Here is a 26,086-nt window from a genome sequence, read left to right on the forward strand (position 1 = left end):
GATCTCCCCCGCCCCTCTGCTGTACTGACCGGATGAGCGTGACGGCCTCCTCCGCACCCTCGTGGCTGCTGCGGCTGCGCCCGTCCGGCCCGCCGCCCGAACCGGCCTGCTCCGCCGAGACGATCGCCGCCGCCGAGCGGCGCCTCGGCCCCGGGCCGGTCGGCTGGGCGGTGGAGGTGGCCCGGGAGATGGCCGCGGACATCGTGCGGCAGGTGCCCGAGCACGGCGGCCCCGGCGCGCACGCCCCGTTCCAGCGGGCGGTGGAGGCCACCGTCCTGGTCGCGCTGCGCGGACTGCTCACCGAGCCGGAGCCCGCCGCCGCGCTGGTCGCCCCGGAGGCCGTCGCCAGCAACTCCCAGCTCGCCCGGCAGAACGTCCCCCTCGACCGGGTGCTGCGCGGGGTCCGGCTCGGCCACGCCCACCTGCACGGCCGTCTCCTGGAGGCGCTCGGCGCCGAACCGGAGGACGTGCGGGCGCTGGAGACGCACCGGGTCAGCGAGCTGCTGTTCGTCTACGCCGACGTCCAGGCCAGCAGGCTCGCCGAGGAGTACGTCGCCGAGCGCGACCGCTGGCGGCGCGGCACCGAGGCCGCCCGGCGCCGGATCGTCACCGACGTGCTGGCCGGGCGGGCGGTCGGCGGGGCGGTCGCCGCGCGCACCCTGGGCTACGACCTGGCCCGCCACCACGTGGCGTTCATCGTCAGCTCCGCCGCGCCCGACCCGGCCGACGGGTCCGCGGACGCGCTGCGCGCGCTGGCCGCCGAGCTGTCCCGGGCGGCGGGCGCGGAGAACCTCCTCACCGTCACCGCGGGCGGCGGCGAACTGTGGGCGTGGGCGTGCTGGCCCGCCGCCCCGCCCCGGCACGCCCTCGCCCAACTGCCGCGCCGGGTCCGCGAACGCCGTCCGCTGCGGGCCGCCCTCGGCCCCGTCGGCTACGGCACCGAGGGCTTCCGGCGCAGTCACCGCGGCGCCCGGGAGGCGGAACGCGTGGCCCGCCTCGGCCGCACCGGCTGGCTGTGCGACTACGCCGAGGTGAGTACGGCGGCCCTGCTCACCGCCGACCCGGAGCACGCCCGCTGGTTCGCCGCCCGCGTCCTCGGCCCGCTCGGCGCCGACGACGCGCGGACCCGGGAGCTGCGCGAGACGCTGCGGGTCTACCTCGCCGAGGGGCGCAGCCCGCGGAACGCCGCCGAGCGGCTCTTCGTCGCCCGGAACACGGTGACGTACCGGGTGCGGCGGGCCGTGCGCCTCCTGGGCGGCGCCCCGCTGCCCGCGGACTGCCTGGAACTGCGGCTCGCCCTGGAGATCACCCGGCTGCTGGGGCCCGGCTGACGGCGGCCCGGGTCATGGGCCGCGGGTGCCAAGAAGCGCGGGGAGTTTGGGCGACGGGACCAAAGCCGGTACCGGCCGCCCGCCGTTGACTGCGAGGAGAGGGGCGCACCCACCGCCCCGCACCCGCAGCCCGTACCCGCCTCACCCCTCCCTGGAATCGCCATGCCCTCATCCGCGTCCCGTGTCCCTCCGCTCTCCCGCCGCGCCCTGCTGCGTACGACCGCCGCCGCCATGTCCGCTTCCGGCCTCACCGCCGCCACCGCCACCGCCACGGCGGCCTCCGGCCGTCCCGCCGCCGCGGGCTCCGGTACCGAGCTGGTGCTGCTCGGCACCTGCGGCGGGCCCGTGCCCATGCACGGGCGGTCGGGGATCGCCTCCGCGCTGGTGGTGGACGGCCGGGTCTACCTCGTCGACTGCGGTCCGGGCGCGTTCGGGCGGTTCGCGCAGGCGGGGCTGACGCCCGACCAGCTTGAGGCGGTGTTCGTCACGCACCTGCACTCCGACCACCTCGCCGACCTGTACCCGCTGCTGTGGCTGCGGTTCGGCGGCTTCCAGTCGCTGACCGGGCCCGTCCACCTGTACGGCCCCGGCTCGGCGGGCGCCCTGCCGGACATCTGGCCCGCGGGGCGCACGGTACCGACGGTGTGCCCCGAGGCGCCCGCGCCGGGCCTGTCCGAGCTGGTCGCCCGGCACATCGACGCGACCGCCTACGACATCAACGTACGGATGCGTAGCGAGGGCTGGCCCGACATCCGGGAGCTGGTCCGGGCGCACGACATCCGGCTGCCGGAGCGGTGCGGGGCGAGGGCGGCGGGGCCGGTGGCGCCGCGGATGCGGCCGTTCGAGGTCATGCGGGACGACCGGGTGCGGGTGACGGCCACGCTGGTGGAGCATCCGCCGGTCTTCCCGTCGTACGCGTTCCGCTTCGACACGGCGCACGGCTCGGTGGTGTTCGGCGGGGACACCGCGCCCTGCCGGAACGTGGAGCGGCTGGCGCGCGGCGCGGACGTGCTGGTGCACGAGGTGATGGACCTGCCGACGCTCGCCCTGGCGGGGCTGCGGCCCGCGCAGCTCCGGCACATGGAGATCAGCCACACCGACGCCACCCGCGTCGGCCGGGTCGCCGAGCGCGCCCGCTGCGGCACGCTGGTCCTGACCCACCTGGTGCCCGGCGCGACCAACGTCCTCCCCGACGACACCTGGCGCGCCAAGGCGTCGCGGGGCTACTCGGGCCGGGTGGTCGTCGGCACCGACCTGCTGCGCCTGCCGGTCGGCGCCCGCGGGGACTGAAACTGGACTTCGGCGCGGACGCGGCCCACGCGGTGTGGTTCTCGGCGCCCGCCCGGATGCCGCGCGGCCTGACGGTCACCACGGCGTCCACGGCGGGCCGACTCCACCTGGCGCCGCGCTGGTCCCGCGGCCTGCTCGGGCCCGGTGAGGGCGCTCACCTCAGGGACCTGTTCGAGCACCACCTCCACGCGCCGGAGGTGACGCGATGTCCACCGCCGCACCACCCGGGTGACCTGCGCGACTTCTACGAGAACCCCGCCGTCCCCGTCGCCTCCGGCACGCCCCGCGCCCTGCGCCAGGCCCGGCTGCTGGCCGCCGCCCTCGGCCCCGCCCGGGCCGACGGCCCCCGCACCGTCCTGGACCTCGGCTGCGGCGACGGCACCGCCGCGGCCACCGCCGCCCCACTGCTCGCCGGGCACCGCCTCGTCGGCGTCGACTGGTCGCAGGACGCGCTGGGCCGCGCCCGCGCCCGGCTGCCGTACGCGGTGCGCGGCGAACTCGGCGGCGCCGGGCCGCCGTTCGCGTTCTACCCCCGCTTCGAACCGGAGCTGGCCCGGCTCGCCGTACGTCGACTCGGTGCTGTTCCTGCCGGACGGGCGCCGTCCGCACGGCGCCGCCCGCATGGACGACGATGGGTTCCATGCCACCCCGTTCGAAACTCCCCCCCAGCCCTTTCACCCCCCTCCAGTTCCAGCTCGTCCTGCTGCGCCGGATGGCCGACCACAACCCGGACCTGGTGGCGGCGGCCCGTCAGGAGCTGGGCGCGTCGATCACGGACATGCGGGAGGCCAACAAGCGCTGGCAGGCCATGCTCCGCTCCCCCCACGCCCGCGCCGCGGCGACCCGCTACCGCTCGGTCCTCGGCACCCCGGAGACGGCCGTCCCCCGCCGCGTCGGCGACCTGGACTGCGAGGCCCTGCGGTGGCCGGTCCCGCTCTGGCCCGACCTCCGCTTCGAGGTGCTGCTCGCCCCGGGCGGCGCCCTGTGGAACGAGTGGCTGGTCCGCGCCCCCGACGCCGAGCCGCCCGCCCTCCGTACGGTCGAGGACCTCACCCCGTGGTCCTGCACGGTCGACGAGGCCGCCCGCGCCTTCGCCCCCGCCCGCCCCCTGGAGGGCACCGCGCCCACCCGCTGGGGACTGGCGTTCACGGCACCGGACGGACAGGGCGTACGGCACCGGGTGACGGCGGAGTTCACCTGGGGCCTGCTCCAGCGCACCGCGGTCAGCCCCGCCCCGGAAGCCGCGCCGGACCGCCGCTGAGGCTGACGTGGAGGCCGTCGTCGGTGACGTCGACGGCGGTGGCTTCGAGCCCCAGGGGATACCGCCGGGGACCGTCACGCCCTCCCCGCTCCGAGAGCCTCTCCTCGAACCGCTCGACGAGGGCCGGGGGCGCGTCCCTGCCGAAGACCCGCACGGCACCGACGTGCAGCGCGACCCGCCCGTCCTCGACGCCGGGCCGCAGGGTGACCTCACCGAGCCCGCCGCCGAGCTGGAGCACGACGGTGTCGGCGCCCGGGTCGGTGCGCACGCCGGTGACCTCCAGCCGTCGGGGGCCATCGCCGCCGCTGGCCAGCTCCGTCAGCGAGGCGGCCGGTATGTCGACGTCCGCCCGGGTCCGCCCGACGGTCCCCTGGCGCAGCCGCACGTCATCGAGCCGCACTTGCACGTGAACCCCCTCCATCCGCCCCAGGTCGGCGTCGTCACCGCGCACGGTCACGGCGTCCAGGTGACGGTCGTACAGCTCGTACAGCATCAGCCCGCCCTCGATGTCGACATCGACGTCGGCGTCCTCGCCCAGCCGCCGCCCGACCGCGTCCTCGACCCGACCGGCGAGCAGGGCACGGGCGACGAGTTCGCCGACGGTGCCGGTGAGGAGCAGCCCGGCGACGAGGACCGCGACGACGACGCGACGACGCCGGGACCTCACTGCTCGACCCCCTCGGCGTCGAGCCGGGGCAGCACCCGGTCCAGCCACCGCGGCAGCCACCAGTTGGCCCGCCCCAGCAGGAACATGGTCGCGGGCACCAGCACCAGCCGCACGACGGTGGCGTCCACGACGACGCTCACGCCGAGCCCGAGGGCCAGCATCTTGATGACCACGTTGGTGGAGAGCAGGAACGCGAAGAACACGCTGGTCATGATGAGCGCGGCGCAGGTGATGACCCGGGCGGTCCCCGCCAGCCCCTCGGCGACGCTCAGCCGGTTGTCACCGCTCGCCAGCCACGCCTCCCGCACCCGGGACAGCAGGAACACCTCGTAGTCCATGGACAGCCCGAAGACGATGGCGAACATCATCATCGGTACGTACGACTCCACGGGCACGGGCTCCGGCACCCCGAACAGCGCGCCGCCCCACCCCCACTGGAAGACGGCGACGACGACGCCGTACGCGGCGGCGATGGACAACAGGTTCAGCAGGGCGGCCTTGAGGGCGACGAGCAGGCTGCGGAAGACGGTGAGCAGCAGCAGGAACGCCGCCGCGACGACGACCGCGATGATCACCGGCAGCCGGTCGCGCACGACGTCCCGGAAGGTGAGCTGCGCGGCGGTGGTGCCGGTGAGGTGGGCTTCGGCGCCGGTTCCGGCGAGGACGTCGGGGAGGGTGTCGTCCCGCAGTCGGTCCAGCACTTCGGAGGTGGCCTGGTCCTGGGGCCCGGAGTCGGGGGTGACGGTCGCGGTCAGCAGGGCCTGGTCGGCGGTGGCGGCCGGGGTGGAGACGTGGGCGACCCCGGGCGTGGCGGCGAGGGCGTCGTACAACTCACGCGGGTCGAGGGAGCCCGGCCGCTCCACGACGACGGTGACCTGGCCGTTGGTGCCGGGCCCGAAGCCGTCGGAGACGAGGTCGTAGGCGCGGCGGTCGGTGTGGCCGGTGGGCCCGGCGCCCGCGTCGACGTGCCCGAGGCGCATCCCGGCCGCCGGTACGGCCAGCACGCCGAGCGCGAGGACGCCGGTGAGCAGGAACAGCCAAGGCCGACGCCCGATGGCGGCGCCCCACCGGTGCCAGGCGTCGGCGCCGCCCTCGTCGTCGGGCTCGTCGACGGGCGTCCGCACCCGCCACCGGTCGACGTTCCGCCCCACGATGCCGAGCAGGGCGGGGGCGAGGGTGAGCGCGGCGACGGCGGCCACGAGGACGGTCACCGCGGCGGCGGCACCGAGGGTGCCGATGAAGGTGACGCCGGAGGCGTACAGGCCGCCGAGCGCGAGGGCGACGGTCAGCGCGGCGACGATCACCGCGCGCCCGCTGGTGGCGACGGCCCGCCCGGCGGCCTCGGCCGGGTCACCGAGGTCGCGCAGGAGGCGCCGGTAGCGGGTGATGAGGAACAGCGCGTAGTCGATGCCGACACCGAGCCCCATCATGGTCGCGAGCGTCGGCGCGGCGGCCCCGAAGCTGAACACCCCCGCGAGCAGCCCCAGCACGGCCAACCCGGCGACCAGCCCGACAAGGGCGGTCAGCAGCGGGAACCCGGCGGCGGCGACGCTCCCGAACCCGACGAGCAGCACCAGTACGGCGGTGGCGAACCCGATGACCTCCGACAGATGGGCACCCGACTCCGGCCGCGCGAGCTGCCCGAGCGGCCCCCCGTACTCGACCTGGACCCCGTCGCCGCGCAGCCCGCTCACCGCGCCGTCGACCTGATCGACGTACGACTTCCCGTAGCCGCTCGGGTTCTCCGCGAACCGGACGGTGACGAGTGCGGTGTCGCCGTCGGCGGACACGGCGCCGGGCGTGGCGAACGGGTCGGCGACGGAGATGACGCCGGGCAGCGCCCGCAGCTCCCCGAGGGTGTCGCGGACGGCGTCCCGGTGCCCGCTGAGCCCGCCGTCCCCCTCCGTGTGCAGGACGATCTGCGAGGAGGTGCCGCGCACACCGTCGGAGCCGTGCTCCTGGAGCAGGTCGGCGCCGGTCTGCGCGGAGGTGCCGGGCAGGGAGAAGTCGTCCTCGTACGTACCGCCGAAGGCACGGTCGGCCCCGAGGGCGGCGAGGGCGACCAGCAGCCACACCCCGAGCACCCACCAGGGCCGACGGGCACACAGGCGCCCGGCACGGTGCAGGAGCCCGGGACGGGGGCGGGGCGGAGCGGGCGGGGCGGGTGAACTGTCGATCATGCGCACGTCGTTCCTGGCCAGGTAGAAGGGAATCCGGAAAGGCGAGGCCAGACTGACGAAGCCGTACGAGCGGAACGTTCGACGAATGTTCGGGGAGTGTAAGGATCGGCGTCAGGGGGCTGGTGAGGCCGCTTACGCCCCCGCCCGTGACTAGCATCGAGTCCATGCCGGACCTGCCGGACCTGCCGGAGCACAAGGGGCTCGTCCTGATCGCCGAGGACGAGCGGCACATCGCCGACGTCCAGCGGCGCTATCTGAGCCGGGAGGGTTTCGGCGTCCACGTGGAGGCGGACGGCACGGCGGCGCTGGCCGCGGCACGGCGGCTGCGTCCGGTGGCGATCGTGCTGGACATCGCCCTGCCGGGGCTGGACGGCGTGACGGTGTGCCGCAGGCTGCGGGAGGACGGCGACTGGACGCCGGTGGTGTTCGTGACGGCGCGGGACGAGGTGGCCGACCGCGTCCTGGGCCTGGAACTGGGCGCCGACGACTACCTGACGAAGCCGTTCTCCCCGCACGAGCTGGTGGCCCGGGTGAAGAGCGTGCTGCGCCGCACGGCGGGCCCCGGCCAGGACCCCGTACGCCGGGTGGGGCAGCTGGTGCTGGACACGGGCCGCCGCACCCTGCACGTGGACGGCGCGGCGCTCGACCTGACGACGACGGAGTTCAACCTGCTGGCGTTCCTGATGCGCAACCCGGGCCAGGTCTTCTCCCGGGACCAACTGTTGGCCCGGGTGTGGGGCTACGCGGACTACCGGGACACCCGGGTCATCGACGTCTACGTCTCCCAACTGCGCGCCAAACTGGGCGGGGCGAGCCCGATCCGCACGGTGCGGGGGGTCGGTTACGCGGTGGCCGACGGATGAGGCGCGGGTCCCTGACGGTGCACGTCACCCTCCTCGCCACCACGGTGGCGACGGTGGCGGTGCTGCTGACGGGGGCGATCGCCTGGTGGGTGATCCGTTCGACGTCGGAGGCGCAGGAGCGCGACCAGTTGGCGGCGCAGGCGGAGGTGCTGTCCCGCACCCCACCGCTGGCGGCGGCGATGCTGAACCGCCAGGAGCGCATCGCGGGCCCCACGGGCACGATGCTGGCGAGGGTACGGAGGTCGGGCGAGGTGGAGGGCCCGGCGGCGGAGGTGGTGACGGCACCCCGCCGGGCGGCGCTGCTGTCGGGCGAGAGGATCTCCGCGACCGCGACCCTGAACGGCCGCCACATGCTGGTGGAGGGCGTCCCGACCCCTGCGGGCGGGGGCCTGGTGCTGGCGCAGCCCATGAGCACGGTGGACGAGGCGAGCGCGAGGATGCGCACCCGCCTGCTCCTCCCCCTCTCCCTGGGCCTGGTCGGCTCGGCCCTGGCAGGCGCCCTGCTGGCCCGCAGACTGGCCCGCCCCCTCACCTCCGCCGCCGCGGTGGCCCACCGCCTGGCGGACGGCGAACGCGGGTTGCCCGTCGGCACGGACGGCCCGACGGAGGTCGCGGAGCTGGCGGGCGCTCTGAACTCCCTGGACGCGGCGCTGGCCCGCAGCGAGAACCGCCAACGCGACTTCCTCCTCTCGGTCTCCCACGAGATCCGCACGCCCCTGACGACGGTCCGCGGCTACGCGGAGGCCCTGGCGGACGAGGTGGTGACGGGCGCCGAGGTCCCGCAGGTCGGCCGAGTCCTGACGGGCGAGGTGGAGCGCCTGGAAACCTTCGTGGGCGACCTGCTCTCCCTGGCCCGCCTGGAGTCGGACGACTTCCGCCTGGAGGTGACGGAGGTGGACCTGGCGGCACTCCTGACGCACGTGGCGGAGGTCTGGCAACCGCTCTGCACCCGCCACGGAGTCGACTTCCGCACGGAAGTCCCGGATTCAGAAGCCCCCCTCCCCCTCCGCACGGACGGCTTCCGGGTCCGCCAACTCCTGGACGGCCTGATCGAGAACGCCCTACGGGTCACCCCGGCGGGCCGCCCCCTGGTGGTGGCCCTCAGTGACTCCACCGTCCTCCAGGTCCGCGACGGCGGCCCCGGCCTCACCGACGCCGACGCGGCGGTGGCCTTCGAACGCGGCACCCTCACCACCCGCTACCGCGGCGTCCGCCCGGTGGGCAGCGGCCTGGGCCTGGCCATCGCCCACCGCCTGACCACCCGCCTCGGCGGCACGATCACGGCACAGGGCCGGGGCCCGGAGGGCGGCGCGTGCTTCACGGTACGCCTACCGCCGACGCCTCCTCAGGCTCAGGCGCAGTAGCGCGACGCATTACAAAGAAGTCGTTGCAACATACCCTTTGCAACGCTACCTTTGTACTCATGCCCGAGCAGCCCCCAGACCCACAAGTCCGCAACCTCGACGCCCGCTCCCTGCGCGGCCTCGCACACCCCCTGCGGATGCAACTGCTGGACGCCCTGCGCTTCGGCGGTCCGGCCACCGCGTCGCAACTCGCCGAGAAACTGGGCGAGTCGAGCGGTTCCACCAGCTACCACCTACGACAGCTCGCCGCCCACGGCTTCATCGAGGACGCACCCGAGCACGGCAAGGGCCGGGAGCGGTGGTGGCGGGCGGCCCACCAGGGCCTGCGCTTCGACGACGCCCTCCTCACGGACGCGAACCCGACCGTACGGGGCGCGGCCGACACGTACCTCCACGAGATCGCGAGCACGCAGACGCGGGACCTGTCGACCTGGCTGGGCAACCGCCACACCTGGCCGGACGAGTGGAACCGCACCTGGGACATGAGCAGCGCGACGCTGCGGCTGACGCCCGACCTCACCCGCGAACTCGTCGAGAAGATGCACGCGCTCATCGACACCTACCGCGACCGCGCCACCGACGAGGCCGACACCGACACCGCCCAGGTACGCGTCCACACCCACGCGTTCCCCCTCACCACGGAATGAGAGGCCACAGCCCGATGCACCCGGAGACCCCCCTCGCCCTGCCCCACGCCCGCGCCACCGAACTCCGTACCGAAGCCGACGCCTACCGCCTCGCCACCACGGCCCGCCGCCCCGTCCACCTCCGCACCCGCGTCGGCTGGACCCTCGTGGAGGTCGGCCTACGCCTGGCCTCGACCCCGCGGAGGACGGCACCCGCCCAAGCCTTCTGAGCGCCCGAGCACACCACCGACAGCGCTAACGCACCCCCGCCGCCGCCCCGAGCACCGCCGCCACCACCGGCCCCACGGACCCGGGATGCAGCGACAGGAAGAGATTCGGCTCGACCAGCTCCAGTTCCATCAGCCGCGGCGCCCCGTCCTCCCCGTCCACGAGGTCCACGCGCGCGTACAGCAACCCGCGAGCATCAGCATCGGGTACGGCCCCCAAGGCCCGCTCAGCGAGTGCGAGTTCGGCGGCCGTGGGCTCCCAGACCTCCAGCCCGGGATGCGCGACCTTCCGCTCGTCGTACGCCACGCCGGGCGCGAGGACCGCGCCCTTCCGGCTGGCGTGCAGCAGCCGCCCGCCGAAGAACTGCAACGCCCGCTCCCCGCGCAGGTCGATGCCGCGCATGTACGGCTGCACCATCGCCGTGAACCCCTCGGCGTGCATCCGCCGCACCTGCCGTACGGCGATGTCGTGCTCGTCGGGCGCATAGCGGGCGGCGAACCGCGCCCCCGCCCCGGAGGTCGGCTTGACGACGTACTCGGTGTCGCGGGGCGGCTCGAACGCCTCCCCCGGCGCCACGTACCGCGTCGGCACGGTGGGCACACCGGCCGCCGCCAGCTCCCCGAGGTAGCGCTTGTCGGCGTTCCACCGCACCACGCCCACCGGATTCACCAACCGCGTGGCCTTCCCACAAGCCTCGGCCCAGGCCAGGAACTCCCCGGCCCGCCAGCTGTAGTCCCACGTCGACCGGATCAGCGCGAGGTCGAAGCCCGCCCACTCCACGCCCGGCTGATCCCACGCCACCACCCGGACCTCCGCCCCGGCCGCCTCCAACGCCGCCACCAGCACCGGCATGTCCCGGTCGACACTGACCTCCGGCCGCGGCCGACAGGTGACGAGCGCTATGCGGGGCACGGCGGGACCTCTTCCGGTAGAACACGTGATCGCCCGCGAGGGTAACAAGGGCGGAAGAATCGTCCGCATGTCGCTCTCCGGTACAGCCGCGTACGACGACCCCACCACGACGGGCGCCCTACCCCCGCTCGTCCAACGCGCCGTCACCGCCGCCCGCGCCCACGGCTTCCCCTACTCCTGCCGCCCCGAACAGGGCCGCCTCCTGCACGCCCTCGCCTCCGCCACCGGCGGCCCGATCGCCGAAACCGGCACCGGCTACGGCGTCGGCCTGGCCTGGCTGACCTCTGGCGCACCCCCCGGCACCCACCTCATCAGCGTGGAACGCGACCCCCACCGCGCCGCCATCGCCGCCGAACTCTTCACCGACCACCCCAACGTGACCGTCCTCCCCGGCGACTGGCACCACATCACCGACCACGCCCCCTACGACCTCCTCGTCCTAGACGGCGGCGGCACCGGCAAGACCCCCACCGACCCCCCAGCCGACCCCACCCACCTCCTCACCCCCCACGGCACCGTCGTCATCGACGACTTCACCCCGTCCCCCACCTGGCCCCCCACCCACAACGGCACACCGGACCACCCCCGCCTCCACTGGCTGACCCACCCCGCACTCCACACCACGGAGATCCACCTCGCCCCAGACCTCGCCACAGTCCTGGGACGGCGCACGGGCGTGAGCCAGAGGCGCCGATCACCTTCCTAGGCGGACGCGAGCGCGAGAGCCAGAGACGCCACCGACAGCCCCCAATAAACCCCCGGAAACGCGATGTTGCCGTACACCCGAGCACGTACGTGCGCCACCAGCGCGCCGGTGAAGAACAGCACGAGCCCGGTCGCCGCCGCGGCGCCGATCACCGGGACGCCCAGGAGCCCCAGCAGGAGACCCGCCGCCCCCGCGGCCTTGAGCGTGCCGAGCCAGGGGAGCCAGCCGCGTGGGACGCCGACCTCGGCCGAGTTGGCGAGGACGAACTCCGCCTTCGCGAAGTCCGCGGCGGCGATGGCGGCGTTCGCCGCGATGGTGATGGCGGTGATGGTCACGTAGGTGAGGGAGACGAGCACGACAGCCCCTTTCTTCGCCGTGCCGCCAGCCTCGCCGAGCGTCCCCGCCAGCCGCCAATACCTGCGCCTATAACCTGACGGCATGGACGTGGACACCCGGCTGCTGCGCTACTTCGTCGCCGTCGCGGAGGAGGGGACCCTCACCCGTGCCGCGGAGCGCCTGTACGTGTCCCAGCCCGCGCTCACCAAGCAGATCCGGCAGTTGGAGGCCCAGCTCGGCGTCCGGCTGTTCAACCGGTCGCGCACGGGGATGACCCTCACCGAACCGGGGCGCACGCTCGCCGAACGCGTCCCCGCCCTGCTCGCCGACTGGGACCGCGCCCTGCGGGACACACGCGGCGCCGCCAGCCGGGCCGCCCGCGTGCTGCGCGTCGGCTTCCTCGCCAGCGCCGCCAACGAGGCCACCCCGCGCATCGTCGCGGAGTTCGCCCGCCGCCGACCCGGCTGGCGCGTGGAGATGCGGCAGGCCACCTGGGCCGACCCGAGCGCCGGACTCGCCGAAGGCGAAGGCGGCGGCGAAGGCGACGTCGACGTCGCCCTGCTACGGCTGCCCTTCCCCGGCCAGCACGCCCTGCGTACGTCGGTGCTGTTCACCGAAGCCCGCTGGATCGCCCTGCCCACCGCGCACCCCCTCGCGGGCCGCGACCTCATCGCCTTCCACGAACTCCGCGACGAGCCCTTCGTCGCCGCCCCGCCCGAGCCGGGCCCTGGCGCGACCACTGGCTGGCCGCCGACGAACGCGACGGCCACCCCGTCCGCGTCGGCGCCGTCACCGACCAGCCCGACGACTGGCTCAACGCCATCGCCAACGGCTACGGCATCGCCCTCGCCCCCGCCTCCGCCGCCCGCTTCTACGCCCGCCCCGGCATCGTCTACCGGCCCCTCAGCGGCGTCAGCCCCAGCCAGGTCGCCGTCGCCTGGGCACCCGCCGACGACGCCAACCCCGTCGTCCAGGACTTCGTCCGCTGCTGTGGGGACCAAATCCCGGACGGCGGCGCCGCCGACCCCTTCCCTCCCGAGGAGTACGCCGCGTGTCCACCCTCTTCCCGGCCCTGACCCGCGATCCCGCCCCCGACCGGCCCGCCCTGCGGTTCGGTGACCGTTCCCTCAGCTACGCGGAACTCGCCGCCGCCGGCGGTGCCGTCGCGGACCGGGTACGTGCCGCGCGGCGGGTCGCCGTCTGGGCGACGCCCACGCTGGAGACCGCCGTCGGCGTCGTGGGCGTCCTGCTCGCCGGGGTCGCCGCCGTGCCCCTCAACCCCAGGTCCGGCGACCAGGAACTCGGCCACATCCTCCGCGACAGTGCGCCGGAGCTGGTCCTCGCGGCGCCTGGGGACGCCCTTCCCGGCGCCCTCGACGACATCGAGCGGTACGACATCGACGTGCGAGAGACCGTCGACCGGACCCCCGACGACCACCCCGACCCCGAGACCCCCGCCCTCGTCGTCTACACCTCCGGCACCACCGGCCCGCCCAAGGGCGCCGTCATCCCCCGCCGTGCCCTCGCCGCCACCCTCGACGCGCTCGCCGACGCCTGGCAGTGGACCGGCGACGACGTGCTCGTGCACGGGCTGCCCCTCTTCCACGTGCACGGTCTGGTGCTCGGCGTCCTGGGGCCGCTGCGGCGCGGCGGGGCCGTCCGGCACCTGGGGCGGTTCAGCACCGAGGGCGTCGCGCGGGAGCTGAACGACGGCGCGACCATGCTCTTCGGGGTGCCGACCATGTACCACCGCATCGCCGAGGCGCTGCCCCACGAACCAGCCCTCGTCAAGGGGCTCAGCACCGCCCGGCTGCTCGTCTCCGGCTCCGCCGCGCTCCCCGTCCACGACCACGAACGCATCGCCGCCGCGACCGGGCGCCGGGTCATCGAGCGGTACGGCATGACGGAGACGTTGATGAACACCAGCGTGCGGGCCGACGGGGAGGCGCGGGCGGGGACGGTCGGGGTGCCGTTGCCCGGGGTCGAACTGCGGCTCGTCGAGGAGGACGGGGCGCCCCTCACCTCGTACGACGGGGAGACCGTGGGTGAGGTCCAGGTGCGCGGCGACAACCTCTTCACCGAGTACCTCAACCGGCCCGACGCCACCGCCGCCGCCTTCACCGCCGACGGCTGGTTCCGCACCGGGGACATGGCCGTGCGGGAGGCGGACGGGTACGTCCGGATCGTCGGGCGCAAGGCCACCGACCTCATCAAGAGCGGCGGGTACAAGATCGGGGCGGGCGAGATCGAGAACGCCCTCCTCGAACATCCCGGCGTGCGGGAGGCCGCCGTCACCGGGGAGCCCGACCCCGACCTCGGGGAGCGGATCGTCGCCTGGGTCGTCGCCGCCGATCCGCAGGCGCCGCCCGGCCTGGAGGAGTTGGCCGACCACGTCGCCCGGCGTCTCGCCCCGCACAAGCGGCCCCGCGTCCTGCGCCACCTCGACGCCCTGCCCCGCAACGACATGGGGAAGATCATGAAGCGGGCCCTGGGTGAGCATGTCTGAGCGGGCCCGCCGACTCTCCGCCCGTGCCGTCATCCGGCTGCTGGGGGAGGACTTCCATCAGCTTCCGGACGGCGGTGACCCCAGACCGTACGCCCCGGACGGCCCTCTCGCCTGGCCCGGCTACGACGCCGCCCGTGCCCGCGCCGCCGAGCGCACCGGCGAGGACGAGTCCGTCGTCTGCGGCACCGCCCTGATCGACGGCACCCGTGCCGTCCTCATCGTCTCCGAGTTCGGCTTCCTCGGCGGCTCCCTCGGCGAACGCACCGGCGACCGGCTGGAGTCGGCGTACACCCACGCCCGTGCGCGGCGGCTCCCCGTCGTCTCGCTCATCGCCACCGGCGGCAGCCGGATGCAGGAGGGCATGATCGCGCTCACGCAGTTGCAGCGCGTGGCCCGGCAGTCCGCGCTGACGCGGGACGCGGGGGTGCCGCAGATCGCCGTGCTGCGGGACCCGGCCACCGGCGGCGGCTGGGCCACCCTCGGCGCGGGCGCCGACGTCGTCCTCGCGCTGCCCGGCGCGCAGGTCGGCTTCGCGGGCTCCCGGGTGCGCCCGGCGGACGCCGACCCGGCGGCGTACACGGCGGAGGCGCAGGTCGCGGCGGGCGCCGCCGACGCCGTCGTCCCGCCCGAGGCGTTGCGTGCCACGCTCGGGCAGTGGCTACGGCTGCTCACGGCACCGGCCTCCACCGAACCGGCCCCACCTCCCCGCCCCCTGGGGCTCACCGACCCGCCCGCCACCGGCTGGGACGCCGTGCACCGCGCCCGGCACCCGGACCGGCCCCGCGCGCCCCGCTACCTGGACGCCTACTTCACGCACCGGGTCACCGTCTCCGGCGACCGCTGCGGCGGCGTCGACCCCACCGGCATCCTCTGCGGGTTCGGCGCGAGCAGGCTCGACGGGCGGACCGTCGCGTACGCCGCCCAGACCGGCACCGCCACCCGGCCCGCCGGGTACCGCACCGCCGCCCGGCTGATCCGGCTCGCGGACCGGCTGGGCATCCCGGTGCTGACCCTGGTCGACACGCCGGGCGCGGCGAACGACGCCGAGGCGGAGCGGCAGGGGGTGGGTCCGGCGATCGCGGAGGTGTTCGCGGCGGTGGCGACCGCCCGGACGCCGGTCACCACCCTCGTCATCGGCGAGGGCGGCTCCGGCGGCGCCCTCGCGCTCGCCGCGCCCGGCAACACCTGGGCCACGCCGGACAGTTACTTCTCCGTCATCGCGCCGGAGCTGGCCACCGCGATCCTCAAGCGGCCCGCCAGCGAGAGCGAGCTGACCGCCAACCAGCTCCGGATCACCCCGGAGGAACTGACACGGCTCGGAGTCGCCCGGCCGTTCTAGGTGTATTGGCCCGTGAGGTTGGGAACGCGGCTGGCGGGTGGCTGACCTCTCAGCGCGGTGTGTCCGCGGTGGTGATTGTAGGTGTGCAGCCAGTTGGGGAAGGCGTCGCGTCGTTCCTGTTCCGAGCGGTAGGGGCGGGCATAGGCCCATTCGTCGAGCAGGGTGCGGTTGAACCGTTCGACCTTGCCGTTGGTCTGGGGCCGGTAGGCGCGCGTGCGCTTGTGCGTGATGCCGGCTGCGGCCAGGGCATCGCGCCACAGACGGGACTTGTAGCAGGAACCGTTGTCGGTCAGCACGCGCTCGACGGTGACCCCGCACGAGGCGAAGAACGCCTGCGCCCGCCCCCAGAAGGCGACGGCGGTTTCCTTCCTCTCGTCAGTGAGGATTTCGCTGTAGGCCAGGCGGGAGTGGTCGTCGACGGCGGTGTGCAGGTAGCTGTAGCCAGCCCCGCAACGCCTCCTTCGGCCCGCCTGGCGCCCCAGGACCTTGTGGCCGCCGCCGTCGGGGATGTTGCCGAGCTTCTTGATGTCCACATGCACCAGCTCGCCGGGACGTTCCCGTTCGTAGCGGCGTATGACGTGGCCGGTGGCCCGGTCCAGGTGCGTGAGGCGGGCCAGGCCGAAGCGGGTGAGCACCCGGTGGACGGTGGAAGGAACCAGCCGCAGCAGGCCCGCGATCCGCGCAGGTCCCCAGCGGCGCAGCACACGGACCTTGATGATCCGCCGCTCGGTGCGGGTCGGGGTCCGCCGTGGGCTGGTGTGCGGGCGGCTGGACCGGTCGGCCATGCCCGCCTCGCCGTGCTGCCGGTAGCGGTCGGCCCATCGCTTGGCGGTGCTCACGGAGACTTGGAAGCGTTCCGCGGCCCGCCGCAGGGGCCAGTGGTCGTCCACGATGCAGCGGGCCAGGCGCAGTCGTCCGGTCTCGGTCAGGGGTGCATTACGGTGGGGCACGAGGGCCTCTCTGGTCGCCGGTGCAGATCTCGCAATCCACACCGAGCCAGAAGGCCCTCACCCATTTCAAGATCACACATCAGTGATCGCTGTCGCCAACCTCCGTGGACAGAACATCTAGGCGCACGAAGGCGCCGCCTCCCCGTCCCAGGGAGGCGGCGCCGAGTGACGGGTACCCCCGTTACCGCGTTCCCACCGCCCGGATCAGCTCCTGGGTCACCGCACCGCCCCGGTCGTCGCGCGCCGACGCCCGCAGGGCGACGTACCCGGAGGCGTCCTTCGGCACCCGCAGCACACCGCGCCAGGACGCGCCGGGCGTGGCGCGCGACAGTTCGACCGGTCGCCAGGTCCTCCCGTCGTCGTACGACACCTCCAGCGTTCCGCCGCCGATCGTCCCCGTGCCGGTCGCGCCGCGCACGTACTCCGCCCGCAGCCCGACCGGCACCCGGGAACCGGCGCGTACCGTCCCCGCGAGGTCGGTGTCGAGGTCGAAGGCGAGGTTGATCAGGGGGAGGTAGGTCGCCCGGTCGTCCGGGGTGGCCGACGACCGGAGCGTCCACTCCGCGTGGCCCTCGGCGGCCCGTCCCCAGCGGGCGGCGTCGAGGGCCGTGTCGGTGACGACGCGGTAGGTGTGCGCGTCGGCGGGCGCGTCCCACACGTACGCGCCCGAGCCGCGACGGCGGTCGACCAGCTCACCGTCCAGGTACACCTCCGTGGACTGGGTCATCCCGCTCCCGTCGCTCCACACGTCACCGAAGCCCGTGTGGTCGGGGCCGGAGTCGCCCCAGCCGGGGACGTTGAACTGGAGCTGGTTGCCGGTGCGCTGCTGGCCCCAGCCCAGGCCGGTGCCGAGCCAGGGGTGCCACACCGGGCGGAACCAGTTCAGCTCGCCGCCGTCCCGGTGGTCGACCAGTCCACCGCGCTGCTCCAGCGCCCCGTCGGCCGTGCTGACCGACTCGTGCCACCACTGTCCGGCGCCGGTGGAGACGTAGTCGGTGCGTTCGGCGGGGTAGTCGATCCGCTCGGCGAAGCCGATGCCGACGGGGAAGGTGTCCGTGATCGAGTAGCGGAACTCGCCGCCCTCGGTGGTCCCCGGCCGTACCGCGTGGAAGCGGACGTCCAGCGCGGCCAGGTCCCGGCGCGGGTCGGGGGCGTAGGTCAGGTCCCGGTCGGGGATGCCGCCGGGGTGGCCGTGGGAGAGGTCGTAGACGTACGGCGTGTTGCGCGTGCCCGTCATGTCGACGGTGCGGGCGGCGCGCAGCCGGGCGGCGTCGGCCGCGTTGACCGTGGCGATCTGGAGCGGCCGGTCGGCGTTGTCGTCCGTGCCCCACCAGGCCATGAGCCGTCCGGGGCGGTCGTCGGTGACGAACAGCGCGCGGGCGCCCGCGTCCTGCGCGGCCTGGGCGAGCGCGGACGGGGTCACGCCCCCCGGCAGCCGGGCCAGGACCGCCTTGCCCGCCACGCCGTTCAGGGGGCCGTCACCGACGTCCACCAGCGGCAGCCGGGTACGGCCCTCGATCAGCGTGCCGCCGGGCTGGACGACCGCCTCGCCGACGCCCGCCACCTGGAGCGGCGGCTTGCCGAGCCGCCACACCGTGCGGTACTCGAAGGTGCCCTGCCGGACGCGTCCGGTGGGCGCCGCGAAGACGCTGTCGTACGTCAACGGGACCTGGACCGCGCCGAACAGGTCGGAGCCGTGGGCCCTGCGGTCGTACTCCATGAGCAGTTGCCGGGTCTCGGTGCGGCGGCCGACGTCGGCGCTGACCTCGCGCAGGGTGCGGCCGTCGAGGGTGACCTCCAGGTCCCGGTCGAGGGTGACCTCGGGCGCGGCGAGGAAGCCGAGGCCGAGCGAGTCGGCGCCGTGGCCGCCGCGCACGTCGAGGAAGGAGGTGAGGCTGTACGTCGCCGGGGCGAGCCGGAGCCTGAGGGTGCCGGAGTCGTCGACGTGCGCGGGGACGGGGTCGGCGCCCTCGGTGAGCCGCTGGACGGTCAGGTCGGCGGCGGTCGCGGCGCCGTCGCGGTCCTTCACGTGGACGGTGAGCGTGTAGCGCTCGTCCTCCTTGACCAGCCCGAACGCGGTGTGCGCGAGCGGCGTGCCGTCGGGGGTGGAGGCGACGACCCGGCCGCTGGTGGTGCCGACCGGGGCGTGCGTGCCGTCGCCCGTGAGGGTCGTCGTGGCCGTGCCGTGCGCGGGGACGGTGAGGGTGGTGTCCGCCAGGGTGGCGACGCCGGGTGCGGCGCCCTCCGTCGACAGGCGCAGCTCCACCGGTTCGGCGGTGGCGTTGGTGTAGGTGAGGGTGCGGGACACCGGCTCGTTGGCGTCGTAGGGCCAGCGGACGTAGCCGAGGTCGGCGCTGCCGGTCGCGGTGACGGGGGCGTCCAGCGCGTGGGGCACGCTGACCCGGCCCGCGCCCAACGCGTACACGGAGGCGTCGAGTTGCTTCGACGTCGACATCAGGGCGTCCTTGAGCTGGGCGCCGGTCCAGTCGGGGTGCCGCTCGGCGAGCAGGGCGGCGACGCCCGCGACGTGCGGGGTCGCCATGGACGTACCGCTCAGGGCGCTGTAGTCGCCGTCGCCCTCGGTGAGGCGGGAGCGGGCGGCGAGGATGTCGACGCCGGGGGCCGAGAGGTCGGGCTTGAGGGCGTTGTCGCCGTGGCGTGGGCCGCCGCTGGTGAAGTAGGCGGCCTGGTCGGCGGCGTCGACCGCGCCGACGGTGAGCGCGGCGTCGGCGGCGCCCGGGGAGCCGATGGACGACGGGGCGCCGGTGTTGCCCGCCGCGACGACGAACAGGGCGTCGGTCTCGGCGGAGAGGGCGTCGACCGCCCGTGCCATGGGGTCGGTGCCGTCGCTGGGTTCGGTGGAGCCGAGGCTCAGGGAGACGATGTCCGCGCCGACGTCCCGCGCGGCCCACTCCATCCCGGCGATGATCTGCGACTCGCTGCCCGAGCCCTGGTCGCTGAGCACCTTGCCGACGGCGAGCGTGGCGCCCGGCGCGACGCCCCTCTCCGTACCGCCGGACGCCGCCCCGCTGCCGCCGACCGTGGAGGTGACGTGCGTGCCGTGGCCGTTGCGGTCGGCGACCTCCTCGCCCTCGACGAAGCTCTCGGCGCGGTCGATCCGCCCGACGAGGTCGGGGTGCCCGGCGTCCACGCCGGAGTCCAGGACGGCGACGGTGACGCCCTTCCCGGTCAGCCCCGCCTCCCAGGCCGCCGCCGTACCGATCTGCGCGTTGCTCTCCGCCAGCTCGGCACGCACCCGGCCGTCGAGCCACACGCCCTCGACCCCGGCCGCGTGCCGGGTGAACCCGCGCCAGAAGTCCCGCCCCTTCGCCGCCGCGACGGCGGCCCCGCGCACGCTGGGCAGCGCCCGCTCCCGGCGCGCCCCGGGCGGTACGGCGGCGGACCGCGCGCCCTTGCCGTAGGTCACGATCAGCGGCAGCTCGGCGGTCCGGGCGTCCGCGAGGCCCTGCCGGATCAGTCCGCTGACGTCGAACAGCCGCTCGTCGAGGGTGCCCGCCCGCAGGTACGGCAGCGCCTCGTCCGGTACGACGGTGACGGCGCCGTCCGTCACCTGGGTGCGCACGGCACCGGTGGCCCCCGGCGGACGCGCCACGGTGACCGTCCGCTTCCCGGCGCCGACCTCGGTGACGGTCACCTGGTCGCCGGTGACGAGGGTGACGGTGCGGGGGTCCGCCGCCGCTGCCGTACGGGGTTCCTCGGCGGCCCCGGCCCCGGACGCCGGTGCCACCGGCGACAGCGCGACCACGAGCCCCGTCGACAGGAGGATCGCCCCGCGTCTGACTGGTCCTGTCCTCATCCACGCCTCTCTTCGTCGAGCGTTCGTCGAACCTTCGTCGATCGAGCGAGTGCTGCGAAGAGTGTCAGGGGGCTTGTGTGACAAGTGAGTTGAGCGGTGCTGGCGGATAGGTGCCCTGGCGGGTTCCCGCCAGGGCGGGCGGCGGGCGGGGCGGGTCCCGGTCCGGGTACGCCATCCGGCCGTACCCGTGAACACCACCCGTACAGCCGCTCCCCACCCGGCCCCCTCCAGCAGGCGGCCCGCGCTCCGCCCCGCCCACCATGCGAGGTAAGGCCCGCATCAAGCAGCCCACGGTCTGCGCTCTCGGGAGGAACTGCGATGACCGCCAGTCTGGAGCAGCTACGCCGCTGCCACTTCGCCGTCGACCTGGGCGCCGCCCGTACCCGTGTCTATGTGAAGGGCGCCGGTCTGGTCGTCGACCAGCCGTCCGTCGCCGCCGTGAACACCCGGACCGGCGCGCTGATCGCGGTGGGTGAGTTCGCGGAGAAGATGACGGGCCGTACCCCCAGCTACATCCGGGTCGTCCGGCCGGTGTCCGGCGGCACGGTCGTCGACATCGAGATGGCGCAGCGGATGCTGCGGCACCTGCTCGGTGACAAGGTGCGCCGGGCCCTGCGCCGCAAGCCCCGGCTGCGGGCGGCCTGCTGCACCCCGCACGACGCGGACCCGCTGGCGCGGCGGGCGGCGATCGAGACGCTGGTGGGGCTCGGGGCGCGGCGGGTGGAGCTGGTGGACACGCTGATCGCCGCCGCCGTGGGCTGCGGGCTGCCCGTGGAGCAGCCGGAGGCGACGATGGTGCTGGTGTGCGGGGCGGCGACGACGCAGGTCGCGGTGTTGTCGCTGGGGGCGATCGTGACGGCGGAGCGGATTCCGGTGGGCGGGGAGGCCGTGGACCACGCGATCGTGCAGCACCTGCGGCTGGAGCACGAGCTGATGCTGCCGAGCCAGTCGGTACGGCCCCTCACGCTGGCGCTGTCCGGGAACGGGCTCACCCCGCAGGGGCCGTCGTCCACGGAGATCCACGGCCGGGACGTCGCCACGGGTCTGGCGCGCAGTGTGCGGGTGGAGACGGCGGCGGTGCGGGACGCCATCCAGACGCCGCTGACGGCCGTCCTCGACGGCATCGGCAAGGTGCTGCGGGACTGTCCGCCCGACCTGGTGGCCGACCTCGCCGACCGCGGGATCATGATGGTCGGCGGCAGCGCGCTGCTGCCCGGCTTCGACCAGATGCTGCGGCAGGCCACCGGGATGCCGGTGCACATCGCGGAACGGCCGGACGTGTGCGCCGTACAAGGGTTGGGTTACATGCTGGAGGGGCGGGTCCAGCCCTTGGAGCTGGACCCGCTCAGCAACGACTGAGCCGGTTCGGCCGCACCGGTCCTACCTCGGCCCCGCTCAGCCGCGGGTGAACCAGCACCGCACCGTCGTCCCCTGCTCGTCCGTGTGCACGCGTACGAGGTCGGCGACCAGGTTGACCAGGAGCAGGCCCCGGCCTCCGCGCTGGTCGCGGGGGGCCGGTCGGCGTCCGGCGAGCGGGTCGGTCAGGCGTCCGCCGTCGCGTACCTCGCAGACCACCTGGCCGTCCTCCGCCCACAGTCGCACCTGGCCGGAGCCGCCGCCGTGCACGACGCTGTTGGTGGTCAGCTCGGCGGTGACGAGGGCCAGGTCCTCCAGGCGGGTGCCGCTGAGCCCGAGCCGGGCCGCCTCGGCGGTGGCGGCGTGCCGGGTACGGGACAGCGAGGCCGAGTCGAAGGCGAGGTCCAGGGCGCCCGGCACCGGCGGCAGCGGCCGGTTGTAGCGGGCGACGACGCCGTCGGGGTCGTAGGCGGCGCTGGGTTCCTCGCGTCCGGCGCGGATGACGGTGGGGTGGGTGGCGCGGGCGTCGGCGAGGGTCTGCTCGTCGAGGCCGCGGACGTCGTAGGGGCACAGGACGGTCACGGCCCGGCCCACGAACGCGGCGTTGATCAGCGCCTCGTGCTGCGCGCACGCCGGGTACTCCGTGGGGGTGCGGCCCGCCCAGATCGGCTCGCCGATGATCCGCACCCGGCGGTCGGGCGGCTGGGCGTCGGCGAACGCGCGGAGCACCGCGGGGATGATCCGCCCCGGGTTGCGTCCGGCCTGCCGCATGTCCAGCAGCAGTACGGCGTCGGCGGCGTCCTCCAGGGCGTCCCGCAGCAGTTCGAGGTTGGTGCCGGGCACCGCCACGGCCACCGGTTCCCCGGCCGCCAGCCCGTCCCTGACGAAGGGCACGGTGGCGGCGAGGTACTCCCCGGGGCCGCCGTAGAAGAGGGCCGGGTGGCCGAAGGCGGCGGGCGCGGCGTACGACTCCTCCGGTTCCGTCACCGCAGTCATGACATCGACACCTCGCTCGCCGACGGGCCCCGCGCCGACGGGCCGGGCCGGGTCATCCGTTCACGCCTTCGCTCGCTGGGTCTCTCGCTGGTTCTCTCGCTGGTCCTCGGACGATGCTCGTACCCCTCACGGCCCTCGTCAATCAGTTCCCCTTCCCGTGGGACACACGGTGACCGGGTGTACCGCGACGGGCAGCGGGCAGGCGCACGGCAACGGGCGTCCTCCCCCCTCAACTCCATACCCCACGCGTACGTGCGACACGTACCCGGCGCGTGACAGCAGGACGACCCTGACGGCGCAGAAGAAGGCGGTGACATGACCTCAACGGCACCCATACCTCCGGTATCACTCGGTCGGCGGAGCACCCTCGTCGTCGACGGCCACACGGACGGGGGCCGAGCCGTGCTCACCACGCGCGGCGAACTCGTACACGGCTGCACCGACACCCTGGCCGCGACGCTGGACGGCCTCCCGGCCGGGGTGTCCCGGATCGACGCGGACATGTCCGGGGTGGTCTTCATGGACACCGCCGGGCTGGGCTTCCTGAAGGTCCTGCGGGACCACGGGGAGCGGCGGCTGATCCCGGTCACGGCCCGGCACTGGAACGGCCAGCCGCGCCGGATACTGGAGCTCGCGGGCCTGGACACCTCCGACCCGCTGCGCTCCCTGACCCGCCCCGCCCCGCAGGAGCCCACCGCGCCGGAGCCCTGCGCCCCGGCGCCCATGCCGTCGGCGGTGGCGCTGGAGCGCGCCGAGCAGTTGCACAGCCTGCGCGAGGAGATCGAGCAGCTCCGGTTCGCCATCGCGTCCCGGCCGGTGATCGACCAGGCCCGCGGCATCCTGATGGCGACCCACGCCTGCACCTCCGACCAGGCGTGGGACATCCTGCGGGAGGCGTCGCAGCTCTCCAACACCAAGCTGCGCACCGTCGCCGCCACGGTCACCGCGAGCACGGAGCACCCGGACGGCCCGCCGCCCCCGGCGAAGCTGCGGGAGGCGCTGCGCACGGCGCTGCGGCGGTGCCTGAACTGAGGACGGCCCCGGGGGCGGGTGCCGTCCCCAGGGCCGTCGGCGCGCGGCCGGTCAGCCGGTGATCTCTATCTTCCCGTTCGCCTCGGTGGCGGGCGCGGGCACGGGCGCGTCGCCGCCGCCCGCGCGGCTGGTGATGCCCTTCAGGAGCTGGGCGAGGTCGACGCCCGTGGTGGCGTTCAGCAGCTCCACGCCCTGCGCGACGTTGTCGGCGACGGTGCGGGAGAGCTGGCTGGCCCCGTCGGTGGAGATGACGGTCATCTTGTCGACGGCGCTCAGCGGCTCGGACGCCTTGGCGACGACCTGCGGCAGCACCTCCACGAGCATCTGGAGCACGGCGGCGTCGCCGTACTGCGCGAACGCGTCGGCCTTCTTGCGCATGGCCTCCGCCTCCGCGGACCCCTTGGCGCCGATCGCGGCGGCCTCGGCCTCACCCTCGATGCGGACGGCCTCCGCGAGCGCGGCGCGCTGCGCCTTCTCGCCCTCACCGGTGAGGCGGGCCCGGTCGGCCTCCGCCTCGGCCTCCTTGACCAGGGCGATCCTGCGCGCCTCGGCCTCCTGCTCGGCCTGGTAGCGGGCGGCGTCGGCGGGCTTGCGGACCTTGGTGTCCAGCTCGCGGTCGGTGAGCGCGGCCTGCCGCTCGGCGACCTTCTCCTGCTCGGCGAGGACCTCCTGGCGGCGGGCGGCCTCGGCGAGCGGTCCGGCGGCGTCGGCGCGGGCGGCGGCCTCGTCGGTCTCGGCCTTGATCTCGGCCTGGCGCAGCGCGAAGGTCCGCTGGGCGACGGCGATCTCCTCCTCGGCCTTCAGCCGCGCCTGCTCGGCGGCCCGGCGGGCGACGGCCTCCGCGATGTCGGCCTCCTGCTTGGCGCGGGCGGCCTCGGGACGGCCGAGGTCCTCCAGGTAGGAGCCCTCGGTGGTGATGTCCTGGATCTGGAAGGCGTCGAGGACCAGGCCCTGCCCGGACAGGCTGGCCTCGGCCTCCTCCGCGACCTGCCCGGCGAACGCGGCGCGGTCGCGGATGATGTCCTCCACGGACATCCGGCCGACGATGGCGCGCAGCGCGCCGGAGAGCACTTCCTGGGTGAAGCCGACGATGCCGTCCTGCTGGACGAGGAACCGCTGGGCGGCGGCCCGGATGGCGTCCTCGGTGCCGCCGACCTTCACGATGGCGACGCCTTCGAGGTTGGCCTTGATGCCGCGCAGCGTGACCGCGCCCCGCACCGCCACGGGGATGTGCCGGGAGGACAGGTCGAGGGTGAACTTCTGCTGCACGAACGGGACGACGAAGACGCCGCCGCCGACGACGACCTTCTGCCCGCTGTTGTCGGTGAAGATCCGCCCGGTCTCGGGGTCGGTGGACTTCTTGCCGCGCCGCCCGGTGACGATGAACGCCTCGCTCGGCCCGGCCACCTTGTAGCGGGTGACGACGACGAGGGCGAGCAGGACGAGGAGTACGACGACTCCGATGACGGCGATGGTGACTGAACTCATGGTGGTTCCCCTCAGCCCTCCCTGGGGACGGCGATTGACAAGGGTGAAGTAGGTGACGTGGGTGATGCGGGTGAGGTGGGTGATGCGGGTGAGGTGGGGTGAGGTGGGTGAGCGGCCTGGGTGGGGGCCGGGCTCAGCGCTCGACCTGGCGTACCGAGACCGCGGTATGGGAGAGCGTCTCCGCGATCCACACCTCCGCGCCGCGGGCCAGCGGCACCGGGCTCTTCGCGGCGAGCTTCACGGTCTGGCCCGCGAGGCGCACCAGCACCTCGCCGTAGCCGTCGGCGGGGATGGCGGTCACCACGGACCCGGCCACCCCGATCAGGTCGCCGCCGCTGGGCGCCGTACCGGAGCGGTCGTTCATCAGGGCGCGGCTGAGCTTGTAGGCGAGCCAGCCGGTGAGGACCCCGGCGGGGATGCCGACGGCGGTGGCGGCGACGGCGCCCAGGCCGGTGCCGCCCATCACGATCGCGCCGGTGAAGCCGAGCATGGAGACGAACCCGGCGATGACGGGCAGGGAGAGCAGTCCGTCGAGGAAGCCGTCGAGTCCGAAGCCGTCGAAGAACCCTTCGAGGATGCCGTCGAAGACGAGCGACAGGACGAGGAGGACGACCCCCACGATGCCGAGACCCAGAAACCAGGCCATCCGCCCCCACCGCCCTTCCCGCTCCCCCGTGGCGCCTGTCACCCCCGTTGACGAACATATGCTCGCACTTGGTTCCAGGTCGGCGCACTGCGTCCTTCCGGCAATGTACGCCTCCATGAACTTGCCTGTCGTGCTCGCGGGTCCGCTGCTGGCCGGGGCCGTCGCCCCCCGTACGTCGGCCCCGGCCGGTCT

Annotated in this window: 21 protein-coding genes and 2 pseudogenes; 14 read left to right on the forward strand and 9 right to left on the reverse strand. The window is 74.6% G+C overall.

Annotation, left to right across the window (positions count from 1 at the left end; genetic code table 11):
• Positions 1 to 32 precede the first annotated feature (32 nt).
• From ACFQZ6_RS11380 to ACFQZ6_RS11395, 4 genes and pseudogenes are all read left to right on the forward strand, one after another.
• Positions 33 to 1,331, forward strand: coding sequence for a PucR family transcriptional regulator (locus ACFQZ6_RS11380; RefSeq protein WP_381607273.1), 1,299 nt, complete (start codon positions 33 to 35; stop codon positions 1,329 to 1,331).
• A gap of 162 nt (positions 1,332 to 1,493) precedes the next feature.
• Positions 1,494 to 2,621, forward strand: a complete 1,128-nt coding sequence (locus tag ACFQZ6_RS11385; RefSeq protein WP_381607275.1) for an MBL fold metallo-hydrolase — start codon at positions 1,494 to 1,496, stop codon at positions 2,619 to 2,621.
• Between the two features lie 197 nt (positions 2,622 to 2,818).
• Positions 2,819 to 3,145: pseudogene (locus ACFQZ6_RS11390) on the forward strand (methyltransferase domain-containing protein); the annotation flags it as partial.
• Positions 3,146 to 3,252: 107 nt separating this feature from the next.
• Positions 3,253 to 3,882 carry a hypothetical protein gene (locus ACFQZ6_RS11395; RefSeq protein ID WP_381607277.1) on the forward strand — a complete coding sequence of 210 codons (630 nt, stop codon included), beginning with the start codon at positions 3,253 to 3,255 and terminating at the stop codon, positions 3,880 to 3,882.
• Here ACFQZ6_RS11395 and ACFQZ6_RS11400 read toward each other — a convergent pair.
• Together ACFQZ6_RS11400 and ACFQZ6_RS11405 are read right to left on the reverse strand one after the other, a co-directional pair.
• Positions 3,845 to 4,549 carry an LmeA family phospholipid-binding protein gene (locus tag ACFQZ6_RS11400; protein ID WP_381607279.1) on the reverse strand — a complete coding sequence of 235 codons (705 nt, stop codon included), beginning with the start codon at positions 4,547 to 4,549 and terminating at the stop codon, positions 3,845 to 3,847. The two genes, ACFQZ6_RS11395 and ACFQZ6_RS11400, sit on opposite strands and share 38 nt — an antisense overlap.
• Positions 4,546 to 6,729, reverse strand: coding sequence for an MMPL family transporter (locus ACFQZ6_RS11405; protein ID WP_381607281.1), 2,184 nt, complete (start codon positions 6,727 to 6,729; stop codon positions 4,546 to 4,548). Before ACFQZ6_RS11405 ends, ACFQZ6_RS11400 begins: the two co-directional genes overlap by 4 nt.
• Positions 6,730 to 6,875: 146 nt before the next feature.
• Here ACFQZ6_RS11405 and ACFQZ6_RS11410 point away from each other — a divergent pair, with 146 nt between their 5' ends.
• Genes ACFQZ6_RS11410 through ACFQZ6_RS11425 form a run of 4 tightly spaced genes read left to right on the forward strand, consistent with a single transcriptional unit; the run spans position 6,876 to position 9,812 of the window.
• Positions 6,876 to 7,592 (forward strand): response regulator transcription factor, encoded by a 717-nt coding sequence (locus ACFQZ6_RS11410; RefSeq protein WP_381607283.1) that lies wholly within the window; start codon positions 6,876 to 6,878, stop codon positions 7,590 to 7,592.
• Positions 7,589 to 8,956, forward strand: coding sequence for a sensor histidine kinase (locus ACFQZ6_RS11415; RefSeq protein WP_381607285.1), 1,368 nt, complete (start codon positions 7,589 to 7,591; stop codon positions 8,954 to 8,956). Before ACFQZ6_RS11410 ends, ACFQZ6_RS11415 begins: the two co-directional genes overlap by 4 nt.
• A gap of 59 nt (positions 8,957 to 9,015) precedes the next feature.
• Positions 9,016 to 9,603, forward strand: a complete 588-nt coding sequence (locus ACFQZ6_RS11420) for an ArsR/SmtB family transcription factor (protein WP_381607287.1) — start codon at positions 9,016 to 9,018, stop codon at positions 9,601 to 9,603.
• Between the two features lie 14 nt (positions 9,604 to 9,617).
• Positions 9,618 to 9,812 (forward strand): hypothetical protein, encoded by a 195-nt coding sequence (locus ACFQZ6_RS11425; RefSeq protein WP_381607289.1) that lies wholly within the window; start codon positions 9,618 to 9,620, stop codon positions 9,810 to 9,812.
• 25 nt (positions 9,813 to 9,837) lie between these two features.
• Here ACFQZ6_RS11425 and ACFQZ6_RS11430 read toward each other — a convergent pair whose 3' ends face one another.
• On the reverse strand, positions 9,838 to 10,722 hold the full coding sequence (locus tag ACFQZ6_RS11430) for an ATP-grasp domain-containing protein (protein ID WP_381607291.1): 885 nt from the start codon (positions 10,720 to 10,722) through the stop codon (positions 9,838 to 9,840).
• 67 nt (positions 10,723 to 10,789) lie between these two features.
• Between ACFQZ6_RS11430 and ACFQZ6_RS11435 the strand changes: the two genes are divergently transcribed.
• The gene (locus ACFQZ6_RS11435; RefSeq protein ID WP_381607293.1) at positions 10,790 to 11,428 is read left to right on the forward strand and encodes an O-methyltransferase; all 639 of its coding nucleotides are present in this window, start codon (positions 10,790 to 10,792) and stop codon (positions 11,426 to 11,428) included.
• Here the strand turns inward: ACFQZ6_RS11435 and ACFQZ6_RS11440 are convergent.
• Positions 11,425 to 11,784: a DoxX family protein gene (locus ACFQZ6_RS11440; RefSeq protein WP_381607295.1), complete on the reverse strand. Its 360-nt coding sequence runs from the start codon at positions 11,782 to 11,784 to the stop codon at positions 11,425 to 11,427. The two genes, ACFQZ6_RS11435 and ACFQZ6_RS11440, sit on opposite strands and share 4 nt — an antisense overlap.
• Positions 11,785 to 11,866: 82 nt before the next feature.
• Between ACFQZ6_RS11440 and ACFQZ6_RS11445 the strand changes: the two are divergent.
• The 3 genes and pseudogenes from ACFQZ6_RS11445 to ACFQZ6_RS11455 all read left to right on the forward strand — a co-directional run bounded on the left by ACFQZ6_RS11445 (position 11,867) and on the right by ACFQZ6_RS11455 (position 15,609).
• Positions 11,867 to 12,840: pseudogene (locus ACFQZ6_RS11445) on the forward strand (LysR family transcriptional regulator).
• Entirely contained in the window at positions 12,816 to 14,270 is a 1,455-nt protein-coding gene (locus tag ACFQZ6_RS11450; RefSeq protein ID WP_381607297.1) for an acyl-CoA synthetase, read from the forward strand. Before ACFQZ6_RS11445 ends, ACFQZ6_RS11450 begins: the two are co-directional and overlap by 25 nt.
• Positions 14,263 to 15,609, forward strand: coding sequence for a carboxyl transferase domain-containing protein (locus ACFQZ6_RS11455; protein WP_381618237.1), 1,347 nt, complete (start codon positions 14,263 to 14,265; stop codon positions 15,607 to 15,609). Before ACFQZ6_RS11450 ends, ACFQZ6_RS11455 begins: the two co-directional genes overlap by 8 nt.
• Here ACFQZ6_RS11455 and ACFQZ6_RS11460 read toward each other — a convergent pair.
• Positions 15,606 to 16,559: an IS481 family transposase gene (locus ACFQZ6_RS11460; protein ID WP_381606707.1), complete on the reverse strand. Its 954-nt coding sequence runs from the start codon at positions 16,557 to 16,559 to the stop codon at positions 15,606 to 15,608. The genes ACFQZ6_RS11455 and ACFQZ6_RS11460 overlap by 4 nt on opposite strands.
• Positions 16,560 to 16,740: 181 nt before the next feature.
• Positions 16,741 to 20,376 (reverse strand): S8 family serine peptidase, encoded by a 3,636-nt coding sequence (locus ACFQZ6_RS11465; RefSeq protein ID WP_381607299.1) that lies wholly within the window; start codon positions 20,374 to 20,376, stop codon positions 16,741 to 16,743.
• A 318-nt stretch (positions 20,377 to 20,694) separates the two neighbouring features.
• Here ACFQZ6_RS11465 and mreB point away from each other — a divergent pair, with 318 nt between their 5' ends.
• Positions 20,695 to 21,735, forward strand: coding sequence for a rod shape-determining protein (gene mreB, locus ACFQZ6_RS11470; RefSeq protein WP_381607301.1), 1,041 nt, complete (start codon positions 20,695 to 20,697; stop codon positions 21,733 to 21,735).
• Positions 21,736 to 21,771: 36 nt separating this feature from the next.
• Here the strand turns inward: mreB and ACFQZ6_RS11475 are convergent, their stop codons facing one another.
• Positions 21,772 to 22,728 (reverse strand): anti-sigma factor RsbA family regulatory protein, encoded by a 957-nt coding sequence (locus ACFQZ6_RS11475; protein ID WP_381607303.1) that lies wholly within the window; start codon positions 22,726 to 22,728, stop codon positions 21,772 to 21,774.
• A 315-nt stretch (positions 22,729 to 23,043) separates the two neighbouring features.
• On the opposite strand from ACFQZ6_RS11475, the gene ACFQZ6_RS11480 reads away from it, so the two are divergent.
• Positions 23,044 to 23,760, forward strand: coding sequence for an ANTAR domain-containing response regulator (locus ACFQZ6_RS11480; RefSeq protein ID WP_381607305.1), 717 nt, complete (start codon positions 23,044 to 23,046; stop codon positions 23,758 to 23,760).
• A 51-nt stretch (positions 23,761 to 23,811) separates the two neighbouring features.
• Here the strand turns inward: ACFQZ6_RS11480 and ACFQZ6_RS11485 are convergent, their stop codons facing one another.
• Complete coding sequence (locus ACFQZ6_RS11485; RefSeq protein WP_381607307.1) at positions 23,812 to 25,248, reverse strand: flotillin family protein; 1,437 nt, start codon at positions 25,246 to 25,248, stop codon at positions 23,812 to 23,814.
• Positions 25,249 to 25,381: 133 nt separating this feature from the next.
• Complete coding sequence (locus ACFQZ6_RS11490) at positions 25,382 to 25,894, reverse strand: hypothetical protein (protein ID WP_381607309.1); 513 nt, start codon at positions 25,892 to 25,894, stop codon at positions 25,382 to 25,384.
• Between the last annotated feature and the right edge of the window lie 192 nt (positions 25,895 to 26,086).

Source organism: Streptomyces flavalbus, assembly GCF_042674625.1.
Taxonomy (GTDB): domain Bacteria; phylum Actinomycetota; class Actinomycetes; order Streptomycetales; family Streptomycetaceae; genus Streptomyces; species Streptomyces flavalbus.